The following is a 22,223-nucleotide window of genomic DNA, read 5'->3' as shown; positions in this document are numbered from 1 at the left end:
CGGGGATGGCACCAACCTGCCAGGACTCGCACCGAGGGTTCTAGATTTATCCACCGCGGCAACCCTCCGCGACCTTGCAAGATGGCGCGCAGACGCTCATGGCTGAGCGTGCTTGCGAAGTCGCCGAGCTTGATCGTTTCGCTTACCTTGCGGAGGCCTGGCCATCCCGCGGAACGGTGAAGCTCCTGAAGGGCCATTACGAGATCACGGTGGGCGCCTTCGGGTAGTTTGTCCACGCTGAGTATCGAGATCTCTGGCAACCCGTCCCCCGTAAAGTTCGTCAACCTCCGTCAAGTCTTGTGGAGTTGACCGATCACTGCAAGCGGAACTGCCGTCAACTTCAGGGGCCTAGGCAGTGTCTTCAAAGATCTTGCCAAGATGGCGCGGTAGCTGAGCATGATGCCTTGGTGGAACATCTTTCTGTCGACGTGCGCGCTTCGCTCCGGCTCTTCGCTTTCTACTTGGCGAACGGCACCCTCGACCTGGACCTGCTCGAAGGGTTTGACTATCGCTCGACCGTTTTTCACTCCGGCTCCTCGTTGGAACAGGTCTTCGCGATCTATAGCAATGTGCTGCAAATCGACACCGACGGCATGGTGCTGAACGACGGAGACGCGCAGTACCGGGTCGCGCAGTGGGTCCGAGTGTGCTGCGACCCGAGCTATCGGGTCGAGCCGCCCTTCGATGCCTGGGAGACGGAGCTCCATCTCTGATGACCCGGCGTTCACCGTCAGAACATCACGCCCACATCAGGAGCGACGCGAGAGTGACGGCTGCATGGAAGGACTCCGCGGTCTTGTCGTAGCGAGTGGCGATGCCGCGCCACTGCTTCAGCCGATTGAAGCAGCGTTCCACCACGTTTCGCTGCTTGTAGCGCTGCTTGTCGAAGGCCGGTGGGCGCCCGCCGCGACTGCCGCGCCGGAGCCGGTTTTGGACCTGGTCGGCCCGCTCGGGGATGGTGTGACCGATGCTGCGTCGTCGCAGCCAGGTGCGGATGGCCCGGGAACTGTAGCCCTTGTCGCCCAGCACGTGGGAGGGTCGTACTCGGGGCCGCCCCGGGCCGATGCGAGGCACTCGTATCGCTTCAATCACCGCAGTGAACTGGGTGCAGTCATTGGTGTTGCCGCCCGTGAGCGTGAAAGCGAGCGGACGGCCGGCACCGTCGCAGGCCAGATGGATTTTGCTGGTCAGGCCACCTCGGGAACGTCCGAGTGCGGGGCTGCGGAGCCCCCTTTTCGTGCCCCGGCGGCGTGCTGGTGGGCGCGGACGACGGTGGAGTCGACCGACACGAGCCAGTCGACGTCCCCGTCCGCGTCCGCCCCGGCCTGGGCGGCCTGCAGCATTCGCTCGAACGTTCCGTCCAGAGCCCACCGCCGGAACCGGGTGTGCAGTGTGGCCCACGGACCGTACCGGTCGGGCACATCCCGCCAGGCCACCCCCGTCCGGAACTTCCACACGATCCCGTTGAGCACCATGCGATCGTCCAGCCGCTTCCTACCCCGCAGCGGCCTGGGCAGCAGGGGCCGGACGAACTCCCACTCGGCATCCGACAGTTCATGGCGACGTATCACGACACCATGATCCACCAGCGGTGATCATTTGAAGACACTGCCTAGCGCCATTCAATGTCTCCCACTGTTGGGCATCCGGCAGTGTTCTCGGTAGGGCAGATCGCGAGGAGACGCCTCATGAGGCGCCACCGGCGGAAGCCCGCGCACGGTCACGTCCGGTTGCGGACAGAAGGCCGGCCCAACGGTGAGACGTTCGTGCCCGGCATACGGTCGGTCACAGGGACCTGGAGGCATCTTGAATCGGCAATACCATCGGGGTTCAGCAGTACCCCTTCAGGTCGAGTGCACACCGCTGCGCGCTGCTGGTGGAGGCAATCCGTTCACCGGTAGCGCCCTGAAATTGGCCCTGTGCGGCGCGAGGAGGACACAGTGAACGGCCTCACCGTGCTGTCAGGGCTCCCTGACTCGGCAGGCGCCATCACGGTGGTCATCGCTGCCATCAGCGCCGTACGAGGCACTCTCCGCCCACTGGCGATGACCCTCTGCCTCTGTGTGCTGGCAGTGTCCCGCGACGCTTCCCGCCGCTCGGATGTGTTGGTCTATATGTCGCTGCTGAGGGAGGAATCAACCACCAAAGGCCGAAGGGTGCTTCGGAGGCGGCGCCGGCGAGAAGAGTAGAGACCGGGCGTCGTGAATCCACAGGGGATCACCGGTTCGCTCCTTGCCCGGACTCGACAGCCCGGAACTGACATGAAGTTGAACGCATCCTGAGAGCTCGTAACGCACCTCGGCGGACGTCGCCCGGTCCCACTCGACCTGGACCACCCGGAGCCGGCGCCACCAACGCAGTAGGGCAAAGCTGTAGCTGCGGACACTGCCCGGCCGGTTGTCCCGAGCGACGAAGCCGACCAGGAACCTCCGGATCGGCTTCACTGCCTCCCCCGTGACGCTCCGCGACCGCTCCCCAAGATCTGTGCCAGAACCCCTTTGGGCTCTGGCACAGATTTCGTAATCGGTTACGTTGCGTGTTGGCCGCTGGTATCTGGCAGTGGTGCGCTGATGGCCAGATCTTCGTCGAGTCTGGCTGCCAGGTCTTCGGCGAGAGTCGGAACGTGGCAAGTGGCCCACTGCTTGGTGAGATAGAGAAAGCCTTGCAGTCCCTCTTGCACGGTCTGCAGGATTCCCGGTAGGTCACCCATCATGATCTCGATGGGCAGCCCGGAAGGATTTTCTTGAGCGTCTGCTCCGTCCGGCCACAGGCGCACGACTTTGTCGGCGTGCTCAAGCCTTGGTGAAGGGTTATGGCCGAGCCACAGGGTCTCTCCGTTTGCGACGTCGAGCCACTCGCGCCAGTCCTCCAGGCCGCAACAACATCCTGGCCGGACGGTGACGGTGGTTCGTGTGTCGTGGATGCGCAAGCCTCCTGGTGCGATGACCTTGTCTGTCTCCAGCAGGTGGCGAATCGCCTCGCCGGCGTCCGTCAGGGGGCGATCGTCGCCATTTGCCAGCCAGTTGTAGCCAGCCAGCATGGCCAGCGCGGTGCCGACTTCGAGCGGGGACATACTGCCCGACAGAGCCATGAACTGGTACGGAGGCAGGTCAACCACCGGCCAGAAAGAGAAGTCAACGGTGTCCGGGGTCTCCAGGACGGCATTCACGATCAGCACCGCGTCATTCTCACCTCGGGCGGTCCGGCCTGCCCAGCAATTTTTTTCCGGGGGGTGCCTCTATGGGGTTCGCCAAGGAAATCGGGCTGCGGTCGGGTGGCCCCGGCAGGCAGCATGGCGGCATGCCGGATCTGCTGTGGGACAACGTCAAGGAGTTCTTCGACCCTGACCTGATGGGCGCTCTGCCGGACGTCTGCGTGGAGGGAGCCTCGGTCGAGGACTGGCAGTCGGTGTTTGACCTGGTCCGGTCGTGCGGGTGGGTGTGGGAGTACTGGGAAGACGATGTCCTGGTGCCGTTGCCCTCGGCGGAGGCGGTGTTGTCGCGTCCTGCCGACGCGGACACAGCCATGGTCCGGGTGTGGCCTGTTGCGGGCGTGCTGGCGAACTTTTGGCCGATGTCGTCAGGTGAGATCGATTTCGATGTCGACCTTCGGGAACTGCAGGGCCAGGAGGGGGTGGACATCCTGTGTGGCTTCCTGGGATCGATCGGACGCCGGCTGGGCAAGCCCGTGCGGATGACTGCGGAGGGCGACTGGGGAAACCTGGTGCTCGGGTTCGATCCAGCGGCGGACCGTGTGGTGCTGCTGGCAGATCCCCGTGGAGTTCAACTGTCGGCCGCTGCGGGCCGGGACTCGTAGAAGGTGCCGTCGCGGAGCATGGCGAACAGGACGTCGACTCGGCGTCTGGCCAGGCAGAGGAGTGCTTGGGTGTGGCACTTTGGTGTGGCACTTTCCCTGGTTGATCTTCTTGTCGTAGTAGGTCCGGGAGGCGGGGTCGTTGAGTGAGGCGAACGCGGCTAGGAAGGACGCCCGTTTCAGCTGCTTGTTGCCGCGGCGGGAGGGTTGCTCGCCGCGTATGGAGGAGCCGGAACAGCGGGTCGCGGGGGCGAGTCTGGCGTATGAGGCGAGGCGGGCGGCGGTCAGGAACGCGCTCGCGTCGCCGACGTCGATCAGGACCCGGGCCCCGGTCCTGGTCCCGATGCCGGGCATGGAGGTCAGGATCTTGGACAGCGGATGCTCGTCCAGCAGTTCCTCGATCCGTTTCTCCAGCAGCCCGCGCTGATCCAGGACCGCTCGCAGGGAGCCGGCCAGGCTCGGCACGATCAGCGCGGCCGCCTCGGTGCCCGGGACGATCACGGTCTGCTCGTCGAGCGCGGTGAGGATGTCCTCGACCAGGCGCTCGAACATGCGCGGGGCCAACGGCTGGGCGATGTTCAGCAGGCGACGGCGTCCGGCCTTGCGCAGGGCCGCCGGGGAACCGAACTGTTCCAGCAGGGCGAGGACCGCCGGGTGGTCGCGCCGCGGCCCCAGCACACGCTCCAGGTGCGGGTGGATCTGGTTGAGCAGTTCGCGCAGCCGGTTGGCGATGCGGGTCGCCTCGCCGGCCAGGTCGTCGTCGAAGCCGACGATCATCTCCAGCTCGGCGATGGTCTCGTCGGTGAGCTCGATGCCGCGCAGGGTGTGCGGCATGGTGCGGGCGGCGTCGGCGATAACGAACGCGTCGCGGGCGTCGGTCTTGGCCTCGCCGGGGTAGAGGTCGGCGATCCGGCGCATCGTGAGGCCGGGCAGGTAGGCGACGCGGCATCCGGCGTCCCGGGCGACCGCGAGCGGTAGGGCGCCGGTGGAGGCGGGCTGGTCGACCACGACCAGGACCGTGTCGTGCTTGGCGGTGAGCTTGTCCAGCACGGCCCGCATCTTGGGCTCGCTGTTCGGCAACCGCTTGTCGAAGATCCGCTTGCCGCCCCTCATCAGAGCGGTTCCGTGGTGCTCGCCCTTGCCGACGTCCAGGCCGAGGAAGGCGTCCACATCTCCGGTGTCGATCACGCTGATCCCTTACGAGGTCGTGCTTTCCCGGCCTCGTTGGCGTGGCACCAGTCGCCGGCATCCACGTTACGAAGAGCCTCCCAGCGAGCTGGTGGTCCTGCCTCTATCAGCGGTCTACCGGTGCCTCCGGCCCGGTGACACCCCCCGGATCATGCGAACTACAGGGGGAACAGTCATGCCGAGCCGGAGACCGGGAGCCCCGTTGTGGGGCCACCAAAAAGGTAACGGGGGGGCGTCCGCACCCGCGTCGGCGCCCTCAGCGCTGCGGGTCGCCGGTGCTGCGGCCGTAGCGGGCGAGCATCGTCGTGACCGCCTCATCGACGGCGTGGCCGACGTCGGCAGGTGCGGGGCTCCAGTCGGCGAGCAGCATCTGCGGCCATAGGACGTAGTTGGCGATCATTCCGAGGAACTGGTTGGTGGTGCTCTCCGTGTCGGGTACCACCGCAGTGCCCGCGGCATGCTCGGCCTCCAGGTAGTGCTGGACGGAGATGAAGTAGGGCAGTTTTCCCAGCTCGAACTGAGCCCGTCCCAGTTCCGGGAAGCGCGGCAGTTCGGCGATGACGATGCGGAAGAGGGCCGCCATCGCGGGCTGGCCGATCAGGTCGGCGTACTGGCGGCCGATCGCGCTCAGGCCGGCGCGCAGGTCCCCGGGCTGCGTTGCGGGCGCCGCCTGGTCCGGCCCACCCTTCCAGTACTCGGTGACGATGGCTTCGAAGAGCGCTGCCTTGGTGGGGAACTGCTTGAACAGCGTGGACTTCGAGACGACCGCTTCCTGAGCGATCTTCGCCAGCGAGGTCCCGTCATATCCCCGGTCCAGGAACAGCTTCGTGGCCGCGGCGGTGATCGCCTCGCGCTTGCGCTGGGCGAGTCGTTGATGGTGCGCGGAGAGTCCTGCGGTCATGGGCCCAGTATGACCCATCACGAGGCGAGTCACTTGACTCGCCACTGTGCAGGTGTTTACGTGGACAGAGAGGCGAGTCGTCCGACTCGCCTTCGGTTGGCGGGAGTACTCCCCGCCGGCGTCGTTCCGTCACCGCATGGAGAAGCACTCATGGAGTCAGGCAAGATCGCATTGGTGACCGGCGGCAATCGCGGGCTGGGCAGGGCCACGGCCCAGTCGCTGGCCCGGCACGGGCTGCGCGTCATCGTCACCCACCGCGGCGACGCGCAGGAGGCCGAGGAGACGGTCAAGAGCATTCAGGACACCGGCGCCATGGCCGCCGCATTGCGGCTGGACATCAGCGACGTGGCCTCCTTCCCCGCCTTCGTCTCACACCTGGCCGCGCAGCTGGAGCGCTGGGAGGCGACCCGGCTGGACATCCTGGTCAACAATGCCGGGATCGGGCTGTTCGGACCGCTGGAAGCGGTCACGGTCGACGACTACGACGCGGTGATGGACACCAACGTGCGCGGCACGTTCTTCCTCATCCAGGCGCTTGCGCCCGTGCTGGCCGACGGGGGGCGGATCATCAACGTCTCCTCCTCCCTGAGCCGCCACACCAGTGCCGGCACCTCGGTCTACTCGGCCTCCAAGGCGGCGGTCGAGGTCCTCAGCCGGACATTGGCCGTGGAGCTGGGGGCGCGCAAGATCCGCATCAACACCATCGCACCGGGTCCGACCGCCACCGACTTCAACGGCGGCGCCATGCGGGACGACGCGCAGATGCGCGAGGGCTTGAGCGCGCAGACTGCGCTCGGCCGCGTCGGCGAACCGCAGGAGATCGGCGACGCCATCGCCGCGCTCGCCTCCGAGGACCTGCGATGGGTCACCGCCCAGCGCCTCGAAGTGTCCGGCGGCGCCCTGCTGTAAGCGCCCCCGGCCCACACCGTGTGCCCCGCCCCTTGCCTGGCAGAACCAAGAGATGCATAAGACGCGGTCCGCCCCGCGGGCCCGGTGGGCGGCATAGCGGGCCTCGCCGCGGCCGCTCTCGGCCATCCAGTTCGCGGCGGTCTGCTCGCCGCCCAGCTCCCGGCCCACTACACGGTGTGGGGCCTCCTGGCCCACCCGGAAACCTCGGAGATATCCGGCTGAGCCGCCCGTACGCGGAGAGACGCCGGCTCCTTCTCACCGTGCTGGAGGGGATAGGGCCGCCGATCCAGCCGGTGCCGGCGACCGGAGACCGCACGATCGCGCTGCTCTGGTACGAGCAGCACGATCGCCAAGACATTGAGGGCATCGTCGCGAAGAGAGACAGCGGCGTGTACCGGCCGGGCCGAATCTGGTCGAAGGTGCGGCACACCGAGCCGGTCGATGCGACGGTGATCGGATACACCGGGCCACCATCGAGACCCAAGGCACTCGCCGTCCGGCCCCCGGACGGGCGACAGCGCTTAGGCCGATTCTTTCGAATCATCTGATCGTTGGCTGACGCCCAGTGGGAACGCATTGAGCCGTTACTGCCGGATCGGACTCCGCAGCGGGGAGGGCGGTGGCGTGATCACCGGCAGGTGATCGACGCGAGCGCGTTCAAGTACCGCACCGGGACGCCATGGATGGACCTGCCCGAGCGCTTCGGGTCGTGGGAGGGCGCCCACAACCGTCTACGGAAGTGGGCAGCCGACGGCACCTGGGAGGGTCTTTACCGCTCTGCTCACCCAGGCCGACGCCGAAGGCGATCTCGGCTGGGTCGTCGCGGTCGAGTCCACCGTCGTGCGTGCTCACCAGCACGCCGCCGGGGCCCGTCAAAACGGGCCCCGGCCGGCGAGCCCGCCGACCATGCCCTCGGACGCTCCCGCGGCGGGCTGACCACCAAGATTCACCTCGCCGCCGACGGCCTCTGCCGTCCGCTGGCCTTCGTCATCACGCCCGGGCAGGCAGGTGACGCGCCTGCGTTCCCTCAGGTAATGGCCCGCTTACGGGTGCTCCGGCAGACCGGCCGTCCCAGAATCACACCGGACATGGTCCTGGGCGACAAGGCCTACTCGTCCCGCGCGATTCGTTCTCACCTTCGCCGACGCGGGATCCGGGCGGTGATCCCGCAGCCCGCCGACCAGGCCGCCAACCGTAAACGTCTCGGCAGCCGCGGCGGCAGACCATCAGCCTTCGACCGCGACGCGTACAAGCAACGCAACACGGTCGAGCGCTGCATCAACAAGCTCAAGCAGTGGCGCGGCCTGGCCACCCGCTACGACAAGACCGCCACCATCTACCTCGCAGGACTCCACCTCGCCGCCATGTTCATCTGGTCAGCAAGGTGATCCGAAAGAAACGGCCTAGCGGCTGCGGCGCTTGGTCTCAGCAGAACGGCCAGCTCTATCGCTGCCGCCGACAGCGCGGGACCAATGTTCCTGGATGAGGACCAGCTTCCGATCGAGCTCCGCGTCCCAAATCCGATTGGTCATGGTCCCGGGAACCGTGAGTGACCGCCCTCGAACCCGGACGAGCCGCAGGTCCGACCAGATTCCGCTCCGCGATCCTCGCTGCCGCACTTTGACACCGGCAATCTCGCACCAGGGAAGCGAGCGCCTACTGACAAAGGTGCGGAACTCCATCCCGGCCGCAGTCAAGACTGCTCGGCCATAGATGCGGTTGATCATGTCGAAGAGTGTGAGCAAACCGAAAGCGCCGAAGCCAGCGCCCCACCACCAACGGTCCGGTGCCGACACAGTCACGCCGACTGCCACTGGCCCGCCGACAAGCACCAACATCAGGACGCCGGTCCGCCACCAGTATCTTCGCCGAGCGGCAGCGCTGAAACTGATCAACACCTCGGGCATATCCATGATGCTACAGACACCTTGAAGTCAGAACGCCTGCGGTTGCCCGGGGAGCCTGCTGACCGGCAGCAACCCTCCGTCACCGAACCGATCGTCAATCGGCCCTCGGCAAAACCGCAGATCAGAAACAGCTTCGCAACTACGTACGCACACCTGCGGATCGCGTCTGCGCCCGCCACCGGATCAGCGCCGGGAGCGTGGCGGAAGATTTCAGTCCAGGAGGGGCTGACCGGCCCGCCAAGCTCACCCGATGAGCCAGTACAGACAGTCGGGGCCCTGGGACGGACCCGTCTACCGGGTCCGTACAGACCACTTCGAGGACTCTTTCGTGCCGCACGCGGGTGAGGATCTGGAGTCCGTGGACAACGTCGATGTCTTTGTCGACCTCCCGGACGGCTCTCGGTGGAGGGCGACCATCATGACTGCGGCCCAGGTCGATCCGTGATGAAGAGGTGGGAAGGAAACGGAGAGGCCAACGGGGGGCCGCTACTTCTGGGTCGTGGACGCCCTCATCGTCCGCGACGCCAGCATCTGCAACGACCCGGGTTCTCGTCGACCTGGCCGAGAACGGTGAACTGACTCCAGCGGCTCGACTGAAACGATCAGTCGAGGGGCATGCCCACGAACGGGTGACGGGAGCTTCACGCGCGGCCTGGGTATCGCTATGGTTCCTCCAACGGCCGTGGTTGGGCCGGGTTCCCTGGACTGCTGTCGGCCCCATACGAGCGTCCTCCGGGGGAACAAAGGAGGTCGGCTTCACACCACAGCACTGCACGTGCACCACAACCGGTAGCGGCTCCGTCTCGCCGTACCGAAGGGCCGACGGTACGGGAGAACAGGACTCTCCGATGCGTCGTGACCGGATCAGTAAGCGCGCCCAGCTCCGTACCCACTACACGAATGAGAACTACACCCAGGCCCGCTCCCTCCTGCGCCCCGGGCAACCGCCGGTCCCACCCGCAGAATCCACGGATCAGCGAACTTTCGAAGCAGAACTCTTTCATGAGGTCATCGACTCTCACATCGACTTCACCGAGTTCCCTTTCGGGATCCGGCGCGTTCGGCCGCACCCAGACACCATCGAGTTGGTGGTGGAGAACGAAAAGCGCGCAGGCAGGCTCCTTGACCGGATCCTGCCTGCGTACGAACCCGACGGCGAAGTGCATGGCATGCCCGGCCTGCGGATCCGACAGCGAAACGAGCGCGGTATCGAGGTTCACATCATGGGTCGTCGAACCTCGGCTTGGCTGACGGGCATTCCGTCACCGGTCTGGACACGGTGTGAACAGACTGCCTTGGAGCAGGTGGCGGACATCGGGTGGCACGCGTTGTGGGGTGGTCCCCGGGAGTGGTCAGATGCGGAGTTGGTGTTCGAGCAACGCTGGAATACGGGGGAGTGGGCGCGGCACGTCCAGGCTGGAGCCTGGTGCAGCAGCGGTCTGCTGCGGCGGCTTGGAATCTTCCACACCATCACGTCGGCCGACGCGGTCACCGGCTACAAAGGCCTCGGCATCAACGGGTACGAGGGCGTCGGCCCTGTGCGTTGGTGCATCGACGTCATTCACCGAAGGGGAGTCCCGTATCGCAAGGAGAGGTTGGTCGCGGCACTCACTGACCCTGAGTTCGGGCTGCCAGTCGCTGCGGCGCGACACCTCGACGCGATCTACCCGCCCGGCCGTAACGAGAGCTGCATCCGTCTGGACGACGACGACCGATCCGGTCTGATCGAGCTGCGGTTCCAGACGTTCAACTACCCATCCCTCCATCTCGGCTCGTGCGAGCCCGAGTATCGGGTGATCGCAGAGGGCGTTGAACGCCGTATCGCTCGGGTCCTGTCAGCGGGACAATGACCCTAGCCCGCTAACCAGATCCGCTCCCAGACGGCAGGCTGACCCGGACAATAGCTCGGTCCGCGAGCCCCCCAACGGTCCCGCGAGCTGGCTCGATCCTGCCGAACGCACTCCCGTTCCTCCAACGGCCGCTGCATACAAACCACGCAGAGGTTCAAGGCCCGTCGGAGGAGAGATACGCCCGGCCAGCGCCTTCCGCGTAATGCAGGAGACACATCGGTGCACATCGGTGGGTTTTCAACACGTGGGATTCGTTGGCCGGGCCCGGGTGAACGGAGGTCGACGCGACGAGATCAACGTCGACCGAGACCATCGGGGGAGGGGACCCCGGTGCCGTCACTCGGACAGGTGAATTGGCCTCCGGGCGCCCCATCATGCCTACTACCGAGATGTCCTGCTGACACAATAGCCAGCGGCCCTCTCGGTGGGCCAGCATCCGCAGGGCGCTCGCCGGCCAGAGGCGCCCGACATTCTGCTGACGGATGCGAAGGAGCTAGGCCCCGACCCCCGTAAAACACCGTCACACAACAAGTCGTGCTCACACCTACCTGTGCGCACCGGGGCCGGACGGTACGCAGTTCAGGAACGCTGATGAGCCACGGAGAAATGCTCACACAGAAGGCTCGCTACCACTCCCGCTGTACCGGCATCGGGCATCAGGCCAGCATCGAGCAGTTCAAGGCCTCCCACATGCAGGACCCTGTACCGGCCGCGAGCCGTGATCAGGCCCGCCTGGAGGCCGCAGTGTTCGAGCGGTTGGGCGGAACTATCGACTACTGCGCCCACCCCGCCGGCATCGCTCACGTTCGTCCGAGCGCCGATCATCTTGCCGTGGAGTTGGACCCCAAGCTCGGCCCCGAGCACTCACTGCCCGAGCACTGTCTTGGAGCCCTCCTGCCCACCCAGTACACAGGCCCTGTTGAGGATGAAGAACTTGCACCAGGGGGAATCGCCGGGATCAGGATCCTGGAGGTCGACTCGATCGGTCTCCACCTCGGGCTGGCCGGAACTGACGGACGCGTCATTCTCACCGGCCTGGAGCCCAAGCAGTGGTGGTCCCTCCTCGGTAAACATCGGGCATTTTGCGCGGACAATGACCTCGTACCCCTATGGGACCGGCCCGTGCTGACGACCTTCGAAGCCACCTACCTGGCCGGGGATTCATCCTGGTTGGAGGAGCGAGCAGACAGGGCATGGATCGCGAGCGGCCTGCTACGGCGGATCGCCCTCCTCCACACAGTGACCAAGCCGTACGGCGTCAGGTACTGGCAGCACGGGCTGGGATGGAAGTTCGAGCTGACCTACGAACACGGTGTCCCGGTACAGCACGACGTGCTTCTCGCGCACCTGACGCATCCGGGATGGGGCCTGGCGCTTCAGCCCACGCGTGAGCACTGCGCGTGCAAGCCGTGCGATTGCGACGGGGGAGCGGAGCGCAACTGCTGGTACAAGCTCGACGCGGGAGGAGAGCACCGCGATGAGATCATGTTCCATTTCAGGCGCACCCGCGCTGGCTACGAGAGTGCCCGCGCGTACGGGCGGCTGGTCGCGGCAGGCGCTGAGCCCGACTGGCTCGCGCAAGCGCTACCGGCCCGCCACCAGCCCGCGGTGCCCCAGCCTGTGTCCCTCACCAACGGGGGCCCTGCGAAGGCTCTGGGGCTCATGTCCCGAACGGAACGGAAGAGTTCAGGTTAAGGGCCGGTCAAGATGATGCGGGCACCGATCCGATGCCAGATAGCGTGCTGGGGAGCGGCTCCTCGCCGTACGACCACGTCTCGCGTCCGTCCGGTGTTCAGGTGAGCTCGTAGACGCCGGGGGCGATATGTACGCCCTTGATGCGTAAGCCGGGACGGAACTGGCAGCCGGTGCGCAGATCGGGCTCGAAGGCGTCCAGGACGACACGGCGGAAGCCCTGACGCTGGGCGGGGTGAGGCGCCGGAGGTCGGCGGTGAAGCGGGGGAAGGGTCTCGAAGATGGGCACGGTGGTCTCCTCCGGGCAGCACGACGAAGCTTCCGGCGGGTGCCGGGGCTGCTGACTGGTCGGTGCCGGCAGGTTCGCTGGAATGGAGCTGCTGGACGACGGCCGCCCATATCGCCCATGACCTGCTGGCCTACGCCGGGCAGATCGCCGCACGCCAGACGGACGCCTACCTGCCTTTCGACCTCGCCGTCCGCTCGGACAGTTCCCCACGCGAGGTGCTCCAGGTGGTCACCGCCTGCGCAGGGCTACTCGGCAGTGCGCTGGCTACGGCCAGCCTGGAGGCTCGGGCCTGGCACTGGGGTCCTTGCGACCCGCCAGGCTTCGCGGCGATGGGCGTAACCGAAGTTCTCCTGCACACCCACGACATCGCCCAGGGGCTGGGCGTGCTGTGGCTGCCCCCGGCGCCGCTCTGCGAAGCGGCGCTCCACCGGCTCTTCCCCGACGCCCCACCCGGGGACCCGGCTCGTGTCCTCCTCTGGTGCACCGGCCGGGGAGACCTGGACGACCGCCCCCGCCGCACCTCATGGACCTGGTGCGCGGCAGTGGCCGAGTGATCAGACCTCTCGTAGGAAGACTGAGAGGCCCGCGCAACACGGTGAACGATCCCGGTCACAGCACTAGAAGTGAATGGTCTTGGTCGCTCCGCAGCCGAAGGGGCCTTCCAGCCGGCAGGCGTGGGCGGAGTATCCCGTCTCGTAGGAGAGGAAGTAGTTGTCGTCCCGGACGGTGCTTCCGTTACCGTCCCGGTTGGCGATGAAGTAGTCGTCGCCGTGGGTCCCGTACCAGATGGTCATCGATGCGCCGTGACCGTCAGCCCTGTCGTCCTTGATCCCGGCGTTGTTCAAGGTGACGCGGCCGGTGCCGTCCTGATCCAGATCACCCCATCCGTGCGAGACCAGGTGCCCGGAGGCGTCATACGCGTAGACGTCGAAGTGATGGTGGTAGCTATGGCTTGCCATGGCGGGCCCTGGGCTGCCGAGCAAGGACACCCCGGCGAACAGAGCCATAGCTCCAAAGCGTGCGAACCATCTGTGTGCAGCGTTCACGAGCGCTCCCCCGTCCTGGACACTTACGGTCGCTCACAACCTGGCATAACCCGGTGTCGCCCCGTGAGGACCATGCCAGCCAAAACAGGCACCCAGACGCGCGATGGCCCGGCGGAGCAGGCTCAGCCGGGCCATCGCGGGTCTGGAACCGCGCGACCACCCGTCAGCTCAACCGCGCCCTGTCAGGCTCCCGCCCGCCCTGTCAGGCCCCTTTCCTGGTTGGTAGTGGTGTCGAGTGCGCGGTGTTTGATGTTGTGGGCGGCGCCGATGTCGGCGTGGGTGGCATGTCCGCACCGCGTGCACTCGAAGACGGAGCGGGTGCGCCGGCTCTTGCGGTCGACGTGCCCGCACCGGTGGCACGTCTGCGAGGTGTAGGCGGGGTTGACCGCGGTGACCTGGACGCCGTGCCGTTCGGCTTTGTACTCGATCTGTCGGCGGATCTCACCGAAGCCGACATCGAGGATGGCCCGGTTCAGCCCGGCCTTGGCCGCCACGTTCCGGCCGGGCGCGTCCTGGGTGCCGCGCGCGGAGCGCGTCATGTTCTTCACCCGCAAGTCCTCCAACGCGACGTGCGCGAACTGAGTCACGAGCTGCTTCGTCAGCAGATGCTGAGACGAAGCGCGCCGCTGCGCCACCAGCCCGCTCAGGCGCGCGACCTGGTCCCGGGCTCCCCGCCATCCTGCGCTCTGGCAGTGCGCGGGCAGACCGCGCGCGTTACCGTTCGCGGTGATCACCGGCTCGGAGGTCGCCGCGATGACGGCCACACCGAGGTCGACCCCGACCATCCCGGCGTCCTGCTGTCTGCGGGTGGGCCGGGCCGCCGCCGGGACGGCGATGCGGACGTTGAACGACGCCCACCACTGATGGCCATCCCGGGCGATCGTCACCATCTTCACTACACCCCCGGCGGCCACTACCCGCGCTAGCCGGCGCGCGGGCCGGTGCAGCCGCACGAGGAAGCCTGCTGCCCGCCCGGATACTTCTCCCCGCCGATCCGGATGTGCCGCAGATCCGTCGAGACAAGCCGCACGCTGCTAACGGTTCGTGGTACCAGTGCGAGCTGCGGATGTTCAGTGAGTACCTGACCGATGGCCGCTACGGGTGGGCGGAAGTCTGCGAGGCGGAGTTCGGTACGTACCCGGTGGCGATCTGCCACCGGGTGAGGAACTCGTCGTTGACTGGCCGGAGAGGCCGCGGTGACATCGGGAGCCGTACGTCTCCGACACGCTTGCGATTCGAATCCGGTCGCCTCTACTGGGTCACGCGTGACGCATGGGGGAGCCTTGCGACGGCCGGGACGGAGCTGAACCGGGCGATCAGCTATGCCGACGCAACGGCATACGGGTCTCGGATGGTCCGTCGCCGGGACCATGACTGCCGAGGAAGGCGAAGCGGTACGCCTGCGGCGCGAGGCCCACGTCGCGGACGAAGTGACGGCGTAGATTCGTCGCACTGCCGAGCCCGCTGGCGGCGGACACCTGTTCCACGGGCAGCGTGCTGGTTTCCAGCAGGTGTTGCGCACGGCGGATGCGCTCCTGCTGGAGCCAGCGCATGGGGGGCACCCCGATGGTCTCCTCGAAGCGGCGGGCCAGGGTCCGGCGGCTGATGCCGGCCTGCCGTGCGAGGTCGGTGAGGGTGAGGGGGCCGTCGAGCCGTCCCCGGGCCCATTCCAAGAGGGGCCCGAGCGTGGTGTCGTCGCGGGCCACCGCGGGCAGTTCGACGTACTGGGCCTGGCCGCCCGTGCGGTGCGGAGGTGTCACCAGGCGTCGGGCGAGCGCGTTGGCCACGGCGGCTCCGTGGTCGACGCGGACCAGTTCCAGGCACAGGTCGAGACCGGCTGCGGTACCGGCGGAGGTGTAGATACCGCCGTCCTCGACGTAGAGCACCTTCGGGTCCAGGCAGACCTCGGGATGGCGGCGGGCGAGTTCATGGGTGTGCATCCAGTGGGTGGTGGCCCGGCGGCCGTCCAGGAGGCCGGCTGCCGCCAGGACGAAGGCGCCGGAACAGATGGCCGCGATGCGTGCCCCCGCCGTATGTGCCGCACGGACCGCCTCGACCAGCTCGGGCGACGGCGCGCGGTGCACATTCGCGCAGGCGGGCACCACCACCGTGTCCGCACGGACCAGGTCGTCCATGTCGCCCGCACCGTGGGCGACGAAGCCGTGCGCGACCGTCGTACCGGGGTCGACCGTGCACACCTGCAGGTCGTACCACGGGTCGGCCAGGTCGGGGCGGTCGATGCCGAACACCTCACAGGGCACCGCCAGTTCGAAGATCGGCGCCTGGTCCGTCACGGCGAGGGCCACGCGGTGCGCGGCAAGATCCGTTCGCATGTCGGCAAGCTTGCCACTGGTCCGCAGGCAGCGGAATACCGAATCTGGGGGGAGACCGCCACGAGAGAGAAGGACCGGGATGAGCGCCACCGGACACCCCCCGAACACGCACGACAGCAGTTCCGCGGAGACCTCCCCACTGCAAGGCACGATCGGCTACGGGCAGGCCGTGGCTCTGTACGTCGGGGCCGTCCTTGGCGCCGGAGTCCTGGTGCTGCCCGGCCAGGTCGCGTCGGCAGCCGGGCCGGCCTCGCTGGTGTCATGGCTCTTCATGGGGCTGCTCGGCCTGCCACTGGCGATGACGTTCGCCGCCCTGGCCACGCGTTTCCCCGACCCCGGAGGCATCTCCACCTATGCCACCCGCGCCTTCGGGCCGACGGCAGGGGGGCTCGCCGGGTGGTTCTACTTCGTTGCCGGGTCGGTCGGGCAGACCATCGTCCCGCTGACCGGGGGCTACTACATCGCTGCTGCGCTCCGCGTGGACCAGGACTACGCCTTCCTCTTCGCAGCGGGCATCCTCGCGCTGGCGGTCGCGGCCAACCTGGTGGGGCTGCGGCTGAGCGGCCGTGTACAGCTCGCCCTCTCGGGCGGTGTGGCGCTGTTGCTCCTGGCCGCCACGCTCACCGCCCTCGCACATGTCCACGCGTCCGCGTTCTCCTCCTTCGCGCCGAACGGCCTGTCCGGAATCGCTGACGGGGCTGTCGTACTGTTCTTCGCCTTCGCGGGCTGGGAGGCGGTCGCCCATCTGGCCGGTGAGTTCCGCGACGTACACCGCGACCTGACCCGGGCTACGGTGACGACCGTCGCCGTGGTCGTCGTGCTGTACCTGGGTGTCTCCTTCGCCGTCGTCGGCACCGGGACCTACGGCAACGCCCGGCTGGACCGGATCGCCGTCGGCCAAGTGCTGGGCGCGGGGCTCGGCTTCAGCGCCACCGTCGCTGCCGCGGTCCTGGCCACCGTGATCAGCCTCGGCACCACCAACGCCTTCATCGCGGCCGTCTCCCGGCTCGGCTACGGGCTCGGACGGGACGGCTGGCTCCCAACCCCTCTGGGGCGCCGCAACGCCGACGGGGTCCCGGTGGCCGGTGTGCTGACCGTGGGCGGGATCGGAGCGGCCGGTCTGGTGGCAACCCGGCTCGGCGGCTGGGGTACGGAGGACATCGTCGGCCTCCCGGCCTCGCTCGTGCTGGTGACCTACCTCATCGGCACGGCGGCCGGGGCCCGGCTGCTGACCGGCCGGGCCCGCGGTTACGCCGTGACCGCCTTGGCCTTCACGATCGTGATCGCGCCCTTCGCAGCGGGATACATCGCCGTCCCCGTGATCGTCGCGGCCGTCGCCCTCGGCTATCGGTGGAGCCGACACCGCTTTCCGCGCCGACCCGGCGGGGCGGAGTGAGGCCAGGGCGAGTTACCGGCGGGCCACGCCCCCGCGCACGCCTTCACAGACTGAGAGTCGATGACCGCGGCCGTCGGCTCCGCTTCCCGCCCGGCCTGCTCGCGGACCCCGGCTCCAGCTGCTGGCACTCCCCCCCTCGCGGAGCGCCTGGGTGCTGGTCGGGCTGGCCCTGGGCGTCGTACGGGCTCTGCTGTTGGGGCGCCTGGTTCACCTGCCGCTGCTGAAGATAACCATCGGGGACCGGCGGCCCCTCCTCAAGCCGGGGTCCCCCTGCCGCCTCCGCACCGCAGCCTCTTCTCGGACACCACGAATGGGCCGAGGCGCTCTGAGCCGCCACTCACCGCACGCCGCCGCCCGCGCTTCCGCCGACCAGACGAAGGCCCACCTCCACAACGCTGATCGATATGTTCCCGTGGGTTCAGAGGGTGGGATCGTCGAATTGGTCAAGGAGGGCTTCCACGGATGTGTCGCTCGTCGCAGCAGGGGCGCCGTTGTGCAGCGGTTGTTCGGTCCAGATGACCTTGCCGCCCGGGGTGTACCGTGTGCCCCACCGTTGGGCGGACTGCGCCACCAGGAACAGTCCACGTCCGCCCTCGTCCGTGGTCGCTGCTCTGCGTACCCGTGGTGAGGTGCTGGAGCCGTCCGACACCTCGCAGATCAGGCTGCTGTCGTGCAGCAGCCGCACCCTGATCGGCGGCGAGCCATACCGGATGGCGTTGGTGATCAGCTCACTGAGGATGAGTTCCGTGGTGAACGCGATGTCCTCAAGTCCCCACGCCTGCAGTTGCACCCCGCACTCCGCACGGACCGGGGCCACCGCCGCCGGATCGGGCTGCACCTCCCACTGCGCCACCCTGGAGGGCTCGAGCAACCGGGTGCGTGCGACCAGCAGTGCGATGTCATCGGCCGGGTGCGCCGGCAGCATCGCGTCGATCGCCGCCTGACACGTCTCCTCCGGAGTACGCCCCGCCCCCTCCAGCGCCCGGTGCAGCAGGTTTAGCCCGGCGCCGATGTCCCGGTTGCGGTTCTCGATCAGCCCGTCGGTGAACAGCACAAACCGAGAGCCTTCGGGCAAGCGCAATTCAACGGTTTCGAAGGGGTGGCTGCTGCCCAGGCCGAGAGGCGGCGAAGCAGGCACTTCCGGAGAGGTGACGGTCCCGTCGGGATGCACCACCGCCGGTCCCGGGTGTCCTGCTCGCGCAGTCACGCATACTCCCGTGACCGGGTCGTAGATCGCGTACAGGCAGGTCGCCCCCGTGACCGCTTCGCTTTCGTGGCCGTGCGGCCCGTCGTCAACGCTCTCGTCGCTGTCGATGCGGGTGACCAGGTCGTCCAGGCGTCCGAGCAACTCGTCCGGCGGCAGATCCAGGGCGGAGAAGTTCTGTACCGCTGTGCGCAGCCGCCCCATCGTCGCCGCCGCATGCAATCCGTGTCCCACGACGTCGCCGACCACCAGCGCCACCCGGGCACCCGACAGCGGGATGACGTCGAACCAGTCCCCGCCCACGCCGGCTTCTGCCGGCAGATACCGCCAGGCCACCTCCAGCCCGTCCTGTTCCGGTACCCCTCGCGGCAGCAGACTCCGCTGCAGAGTCACCGCCATCGCGTGCTCCCGGGTGAAGCGGCGGGCGTTGTCGATGGCCACCGCCGCCCTCGCCACCAGCTCCTCCGCGAAGGAGAGGTCCTCTTCCTTGAACGGGGGCGAATCCCCCGTGCGCCAGAAGTTCGTCGTCCCCAGCACCACACCACGCGCCTGGAGCGACACCGTCACCAGCGAATGCACTCCGCGTTCCAGGGCCATACCGGCCCCGTCAGGGTCCTCTTCCCACCACCCCCGGGCCTGCCGCAGGTCGTCCTCCAGCACTGCCCGCCCTGTCTCCAGGGCCCGAGCCTGCGGAGCCGCCGGCGAGTAGGTGATCAGCTCTCCGACCGGGTAGAGCCCCTGCCGCTCCTGATACCCCCCACTGACTACCGTTCGGCGCATATCCGCCGCCCTGGCCGGCTCCTCGCCGCGCTCCACCAACTCCAGCAGATCGACCGTGACGATGTCGGCGAACCGCGGGGTCGCCACATCCGCCAGCTCCTGTGCGGTGCGCACCACGTCCAGCGTGGTGCCGATCCGCTCGCCCGCGTCGTACAGGAGCTTCAGCCTCTCCCGCGCCACCTCCGCCCGTCCGGTGACCGACGCCAGCTCTGTGGTGTCGCGCAACGTCACCACCCAGCCCGCCTGACCGCCGTGCGGGGCGGTAGGGCGCATGTTGACCGCCAGCAATCGGTCCCCTGCGAGATGCACCTCATCCGTGGCCGGCTCACCCGACGCCAGCAGCTGTGCTGTCTCCGTATCCAGCTGCAGCTCCCCCAGCTGTCGCTGCTCCGCGTCCACGGGTAGCTCAAGCAGCCGCCGCGCCTCGTCATTGGCCAGCATCAGCTGTCCGTCGGCACCGATGATCAGTACTCCCTCCCGGACTGCATGCAGCACCGCGTCATGGTGCTCGTACATGCGCGTCATCTCCGCCGGCCCCAGACCGTGCGTCTGCCGACGCAACCGCCTGGCCACCAGCGCCGCCCCGGAGGTGGACAGGGCCAGCGCGGCCGCCCCGGCGCCGAGGATGATCGGCAGTTCCCGTCCGGACAGGTTGCTCACATACCGGACCTTGATCCCGGCGGACACCAGGCCGACGACCGAGCCGCGGTCATCGGTCACCGGGACCACCGCCTGGATGACCGGCCCTCTGTCCGCCGGCAGAGGAAGCCCGCTGGCCCGCTCGATGGTGGTGTGGCCTTCCAGCGATGGTTTGATGGTGCCGACGAACTTCTTCCCGATTTGATTCGGGTCGGGGTGCGTATAGCGAATTCCCTTAGTGTTCATGACAACGATGTCGCTGACGCCTGCCCGCTTCCGGGCTGCTTCGGCACGCGGCTGAAGCACTGCCGTCGGATTCCCGCTGCGCAATGCCTGGACCGTGCCCGGGGCGTTCGCGAACGTCTCCGCCGCCGTCAGTGCCTGAACCTCGGCTTCCCGCGTGCTGTCACGCCTCGACTGGAGCACGAGGGCCGTCACCGCGGCCGCAACCAGCAGCGCCACGATCACGACCTGCAAAACGAACACCTGCCCGGCGGCGCTGCGCAGATTCAGCAGAGAGCGCAGCCCCGGGCCCGCGGACTCACCCCGATCAGACGCAGGGCCGGGGAAGAGACGGTGTCGGATATGCCTTTTTGGGCTAGAAAGTCCCTTCATGGCTACTTCCTAGCACTGTCTTCTGCCCCGCAGCGTGCACGGTACGGTCGCGACACATTTGCAGAGGAGCTGTCCTGTCCAATTGTCCCGAGCTCGACGCGCTCACCGGACACGTCCGGCCCTTTGCCCAGATGCTCACCGGGCGCCAGGGCGAACGGCTCCCGCAGTGGCTCGATGCCGTACGCAAGGACGACTTGCCCGGCCTGCACTCTGGCGCTGTCACGTTGGCTGACAGGGTGGGAGGATCCTCGGGCTGGTCACGGTGGAGGGGGTCGTCCGTGGAGGGTATGTCGTCGTCGTACAAGGGGCACCGGTATCCGGTCGAGGTGATCTCGCACTGCGTGTGGCTGTACTTCCGGTTCCCGCTCAGTTTCCGCGAGGTCGAGGAGCTGTTGCTGGAACGCGGCGTGATCGTCTCGTACGAGACGATCACGCCGCTGGTGCCTGAAGTTCGGTCAGCAGTACGCCAACGGACTGCGCCGCCGGCGGCCCCAGCCCGGCGGCAAGTGGCATCTGGACGAGGTCTTCCTCAAGATCATCGGTGAGCAGAAGTACCTGTGGCGGGCTGTCGACCAGGACGGCAACGTGCTGGACATCCTGGTGCAGAGCCGCCGGGACGCGGCTGCGGCCAGGCGCTTCTTCCGTACGCTGCTGACCAAGACGGGCGGGGTGCCGCGGGTGATCGTCACGGACAAGCTCCGCTCCTACGGCGCGGCCCACCGCGAGGTCATGCCCTCCGTCGAGCACCGTTCCCACGGCCTGAACAACCGGGCCGAGAACAGTCATCAGCCCACCCGGCAACGCGAACGGGCGATGAAATGCTTCCGCAGCGTGGGCGCCGCGCAGCGTTTCCTGTCCGCGTTCAGCGGCATCTCACCCCACTTCGGGCCCCGCCGCCACCTGATGACCGGCACCCAACACCGCGCCGAAATGACCCTCCGCTTCACCATCTGGGAGCAGGTCACCGGTGTCACCGGCCGGCCTGCCGCCGCCTGAGCCCAGGGCCGGCACCCGGCCTCACCACACCTCGACACACCGTCAGACACCCGCACACCCAACAACGTGACAACGCCCACCGCCGCCTTCCAGCTGGGGCGGGTGAAGCTGGACAATATCCCGCCGAACCGGCTGTCCTCGCTGGCCCGTTACGGGCTGGGCACGAAGGCGGCGAAGCCGGAGAGGTCCTCGGAGCCCAAGCGCACGGCGATGCTCACCGCGGTGATGCGTCATCTGGAGACGAAGGCGATCGACGATGCCCTGGGCCTGTTCGAGATCCTGGTGGCCACCCGGTTGATCAGCGCTGCGAAGCGGTCCACGCACAAGCAGCGCCTGTCGACCCTGCCGCAGTTGGAGAAGGCATCGCGGCTGGTGGCGAGGGCGGCGGTATTCATCGAGGAGCTGGAGCTCATCGGGCAGACCGGTTGCGATGTGGATGTGGCGTGTGGGCGGCGCTGGAGGAGGTCGCCCGCCCCCGTGGCCCGGATTGCCCGCGAGGTGGGCTATCCGGGCCCCGCCTACTTCACCCGGGTCTTCACCCGGCACGTCGGAACCACCCCGACCGCCTTCCGGCGCCAGCAGCAACAGCGGACAGCCTGACGCTCGGGGCCAAGGCTCAGGCTCGGGATGGGGTTTGCGGAGCGGGGGTTGCGACTGCCACCCAT

Annotated in this window: 19 protein-coding genes and 4 pseudogenes; 13 read left to right on the top strand and 10 right to left on the bottom strand. The window is 67.7% G+C overall.

Translation table 11 applies throughout. The features are described 5' to 3' along the window. The first annotated feature begins 407 nt into the window (after window positions 1-407). Window positions 408-713, top strand: coding sequence for a DUF7677 family protein (locus OHB13_RS00410; RefSeq protein ID WP_328374641.1), 306 nt, complete (start codon window positions 408-410; stop codon window positions 711-713). 25 nt (window positions 714-738) lie between these two features. Here OHB13_RS00410 and OHB13_RS00405 read toward each other — a convergent pair. Then, a pseudogene (locus OHB13_RS00405) lies at window positions 739-1,568 on the bottom strand (IS5 family transposase). Window positions 1,569-2,527: 959 nt separating this feature from the next. Continuing rightward, window positions 2,528-3,178: a hypothetical protein gene (locus OHB13_RS00400; RefSeq protein ID WP_328374676.1), complete on the bottom strand. Its 651-nt coding sequence runs from the start codon at window positions 3,176-3,178 to the stop codon at window positions 2,528-2,530. A gap of 122 nt (window positions 3,179-3,300) precedes the next feature. Here OHB13_RS00400 and OHB13_RS00395 point away from each other — a divergent pair, with 122 nt between their 5' ends. Next, entirely contained in the window at window positions 3,301-3,816 is a 516-nt protein-coding gene (locus tag OHB13_RS00395) for a hypothetical protein (RefSeq protein WP_328380184.1), read from the top strand. Here OHB13_RS00395 and OHB13_RS00390 read toward each other — a convergent pair. Beyond that, window positions 3,783-4,998 (bottom strand): annotated as a pseudogene (locus tag OHB13_RS00390) (IS110 family transposase). The gene OHB13_RS00395 and the pseudogene OHB13_RS00390 overlap by 34 nt on opposite strands. Window positions 4,999-5,257: 259 nt before the next feature. Continuing rightward, a complete protein-coding gene (locus tag OHB13_RS00385) occupies window positions 5,258-5,902 on the bottom strand; it encodes a TetR/AcrR family transcriptional regulator (RefSeq protein WP_328374674.1) in 645 nt (214 codons plus the stop codon). 150 nt (window positions 5,903-6,052) lie between these two features. Here OHB13_RS00385 and OHB13_RS00380 point away from each other — a divergent pair, with 150 nt between their 5' ends. The 3 genes from OHB13_RS00380 (at window position 6,053) to OHB13_RS00370 (ending at window position 8,199) form a co-directional block, all read left to right on the top strand. After that, the gene (locus OHB13_RS00380) at window positions 6,053-6,811 is read left to right on the top strand and encodes an SDR family NAD(P)-dependent oxidoreductase (protein WP_328374672.1); all 759 of its coding nucleotides are present in this window, start codon (window positions 6,053-6,055) and stop codon (window positions 6,809-6,811) included. Between the two features lie 260 nt (window positions 6,812-7,071). Beyond that, window positions 7,072-7,359 carry a hypothetical protein gene (locus tag OHB13_RS00375; RefSeq protein WP_328374671.1) on the top strand — a complete coding sequence of 96 codons (288 nt, stop codon included), beginning with the start codon at window positions 7,072-7,074 and terminating at the stop codon, window positions 7,357-7,359. Between the two features lie 3 nt (window positions 7,360-7,362). Continuing rightward, window positions 7,363-8,199, top strand: a complete 837-nt coding sequence (locus OHB13_RS00370; protein ID WP_328374669.1) for an IS5 family transposase — start codon at window positions 7,363-7,365, stop codon at window positions 8,197-8,199. Window positions 8,200-8,214: 15 nt separating this feature from the next. Here the strand turns inward: OHB13_RS00370 and OHB13_RS00365 are convergent, their stop codons facing one another. Next, a complete protein-coding gene (locus OHB13_RS00365) occupies window positions 8,215-8,724 on the bottom strand; it encodes a hypothetical protein (RefSeq protein ID WP_328374667.1) in 510 nt (169 codons plus the stop codon). Window positions 8,725-8,968: 244 nt separating this feature from the next. On the opposite strand from OHB13_RS00365, the gene OHB13_RS00360 reads away from it, so the two are divergent. The 3 genes from OHB13_RS00360 to OHB13_RS00350 all read left to right on the top strand — a co-directional run bounded on the left by OHB13_RS00360 (window position 8,969) and on the right by OHB13_RS00350 (window position 12,263). Then, the gene (locus OHB13_RS00360) at window positions 8,969-9,163 is read left to right on the top strand and encodes a hypothetical protein (RefSeq protein ID WP_328374665.1); all 195 of its coding nucleotides are present in this window, start codon (window positions 8,969-8,971) and stop codon (window positions 9,161-9,163) included. A 403-nt stretch (window positions 9,164-9,566) separates the two neighbouring features. Continuing rightward, the gene (locus tag OHB13_RS00355) at window positions 9,567-10,568 is read left to right on the top strand and encodes a hypothetical protein (RefSeq protein WP_328374663.1); all 1,002 of its coding nucleotides are present in this window, start codon (window positions 9,567-9,569) and stop codon (window positions 10,566-10,568) included. 591 nt (window positions 10,569-11,159) lie between these two features. Further along, entirely contained in the window at window positions 11,160-12,263 is a 1,104-nt protein-coding gene (locus OHB13_RS00350) for a hypothetical protein (RefSeq protein WP_328374661.1), read from the top strand. Between the two features lie 97 nt (window positions 12,264-12,360). Here the strand turns inward: OHB13_RS00350 and OHB13_RS00345 are convergent, their stop codons facing one another. After that, a complete protein-coding gene (locus OHB13_RS00345) occupies window positions 12,361-12,549 on the bottom strand; it encodes a hypothetical protein (protein ID WP_328374659.1) in 189 nt (62 codons plus the stop codon). Between the two features lie 62 nt (window positions 12,550-12,611). Here OHB13_RS00345 and OHB13_RS00340 point away from each other — a divergent pair, with 62 nt between their 5' ends. After that, window positions 12,612-13,103 carry a hypothetical protein gene (locus OHB13_RS00340; RefSeq protein WP_328374657.1) on the top strand — a complete coding sequence of 164 codons (492 nt, stop codon included), beginning with the start codon at window positions 12,612-12,614 and terminating at the stop codon, window positions 13,101-13,103. A gap of 63 nt (window positions 13,104-13,166) precedes the next feature. Here OHB13_RS00340 and OHB13_RS00335 read toward each other — a convergent pair whose 3' ends face one another. From OHB13_RS00335 to OHB13_RS00325, 3 genes are all read right to left on the bottom strand, one after another. After that, window positions 13,167-13,556 carry a hypothetical protein gene (locus tag OHB13_RS00335; RefSeq protein WP_328374655.1) on the bottom strand — a complete coding sequence of 130 codons (390 nt, stop codon included), beginning with the start codon at window positions 13,554-13,556 and terminating at the stop codon, window positions 13,167-13,169. Window positions 13,557-13,777: 221 nt separating this feature from the next. Then, on the bottom strand, window positions 13,778-14,491 hold the full coding sequence (locus OHB13_RS00330; protein WP_328374653.1) for an RNA-guided endonuclease InsQ/TnpB family protein: 714 nt from the start codon (window positions 14,489-14,491) through the stop codon (window positions 13,778-13,780). Window positions 14,492-14,911: 420 nt separating this feature from the next. Further along, on the bottom strand, window positions 14,912-15,928 hold the full coding sequence (locus tag OHB13_RS00325) for a GlxA family transcriptional regulator (protein ID WP_328374651.1): 1,017 nt from the start codon (window positions 15,926-15,928) through the stop codon (window positions 14,912-14,914). A gap of 79 nt (window positions 15,929-16,007) precedes the next feature. Between OHB13_RS00325 and OHB13_RS00320 the strand changes: the two genes are divergently transcribed. Continuing rightward, entirely contained in the window at window positions 16,008-17,324 is a 1,317-nt protein-coding gene (locus OHB13_RS00320) for an APC family permease (RefSeq protein WP_328374649.1), read from the top strand. A gap of 418 nt (window positions 17,325-17,742) precedes the next feature. On the opposite strand, the gene OHB13_RS00315 is transcribed toward OHB13_RS00320, so the two are convergent. Further along, the gene (locus OHB13_RS00315) at window positions 17,743-20,562 is read right to left on the bottom strand and encodes a SpoIIE family protein phosphatase (RefSeq protein WP_328374647.1); all 2,820 of its coding nucleotides are present in this window, start codon (window positions 20,560-20,562) and stop codon (window positions 17,743-17,745) included. 287 nt (window positions 20,563-20,849) lie between these two features. Here OHB13_RS00315 and OHB13_RS00310 point away from each other — a divergent pair. The 3 genes and pseudogenes from OHB13_RS00310 to OHB13_RS00305 all read left to right on the top strand — a co-directional run bounded on the left by OHB13_RS00310 (window position 20,850) and on the right by OHB13_RS00305 (window position 22,158). Beyond that, a pseudogene (locus tag OHB13_RS00310) lies at window positions 20,850-21,558 on the top strand (IS6 family transposase). Between the two features lie 81 nt (window positions 21,559-21,639). Further along, window positions 21,640-22,028: pseudogene (locus OHB13_RS38690) on the top strand (Tn3 family transposase); the annotation flags it as partial. A gap of 7 nt (window positions 22,029-22,035) precedes the next feature. Beyond that, the gene (locus OHB13_RS00305) at window positions 22,036-22,158 is read left to right on the top strand and encodes an AraC family transcriptional regulator (RefSeq protein WP_443062916.1); all 123 of its coding nucleotides are present in this window, start codon (window positions 22,036-22,038) and stop codon (window positions 22,156-22,158) included. The last annotated feature ends 65 nt before the right edge of the window (window positions 22,159-22,223 follow it).

The sequence above is a fragment of the Streptomyces sp. NBC_00440 genome (assembly GCF_036014215.1).
GTDB lineage: Bacteria > Actinomycetota > Actinomycetes > Streptomycetales > Streptomycetaceae > Streptomyces.
Note: the sequence above shows the minus strand (reverse complement) of the source record. Positions and strands in the feature narration are given on the sequence as shown.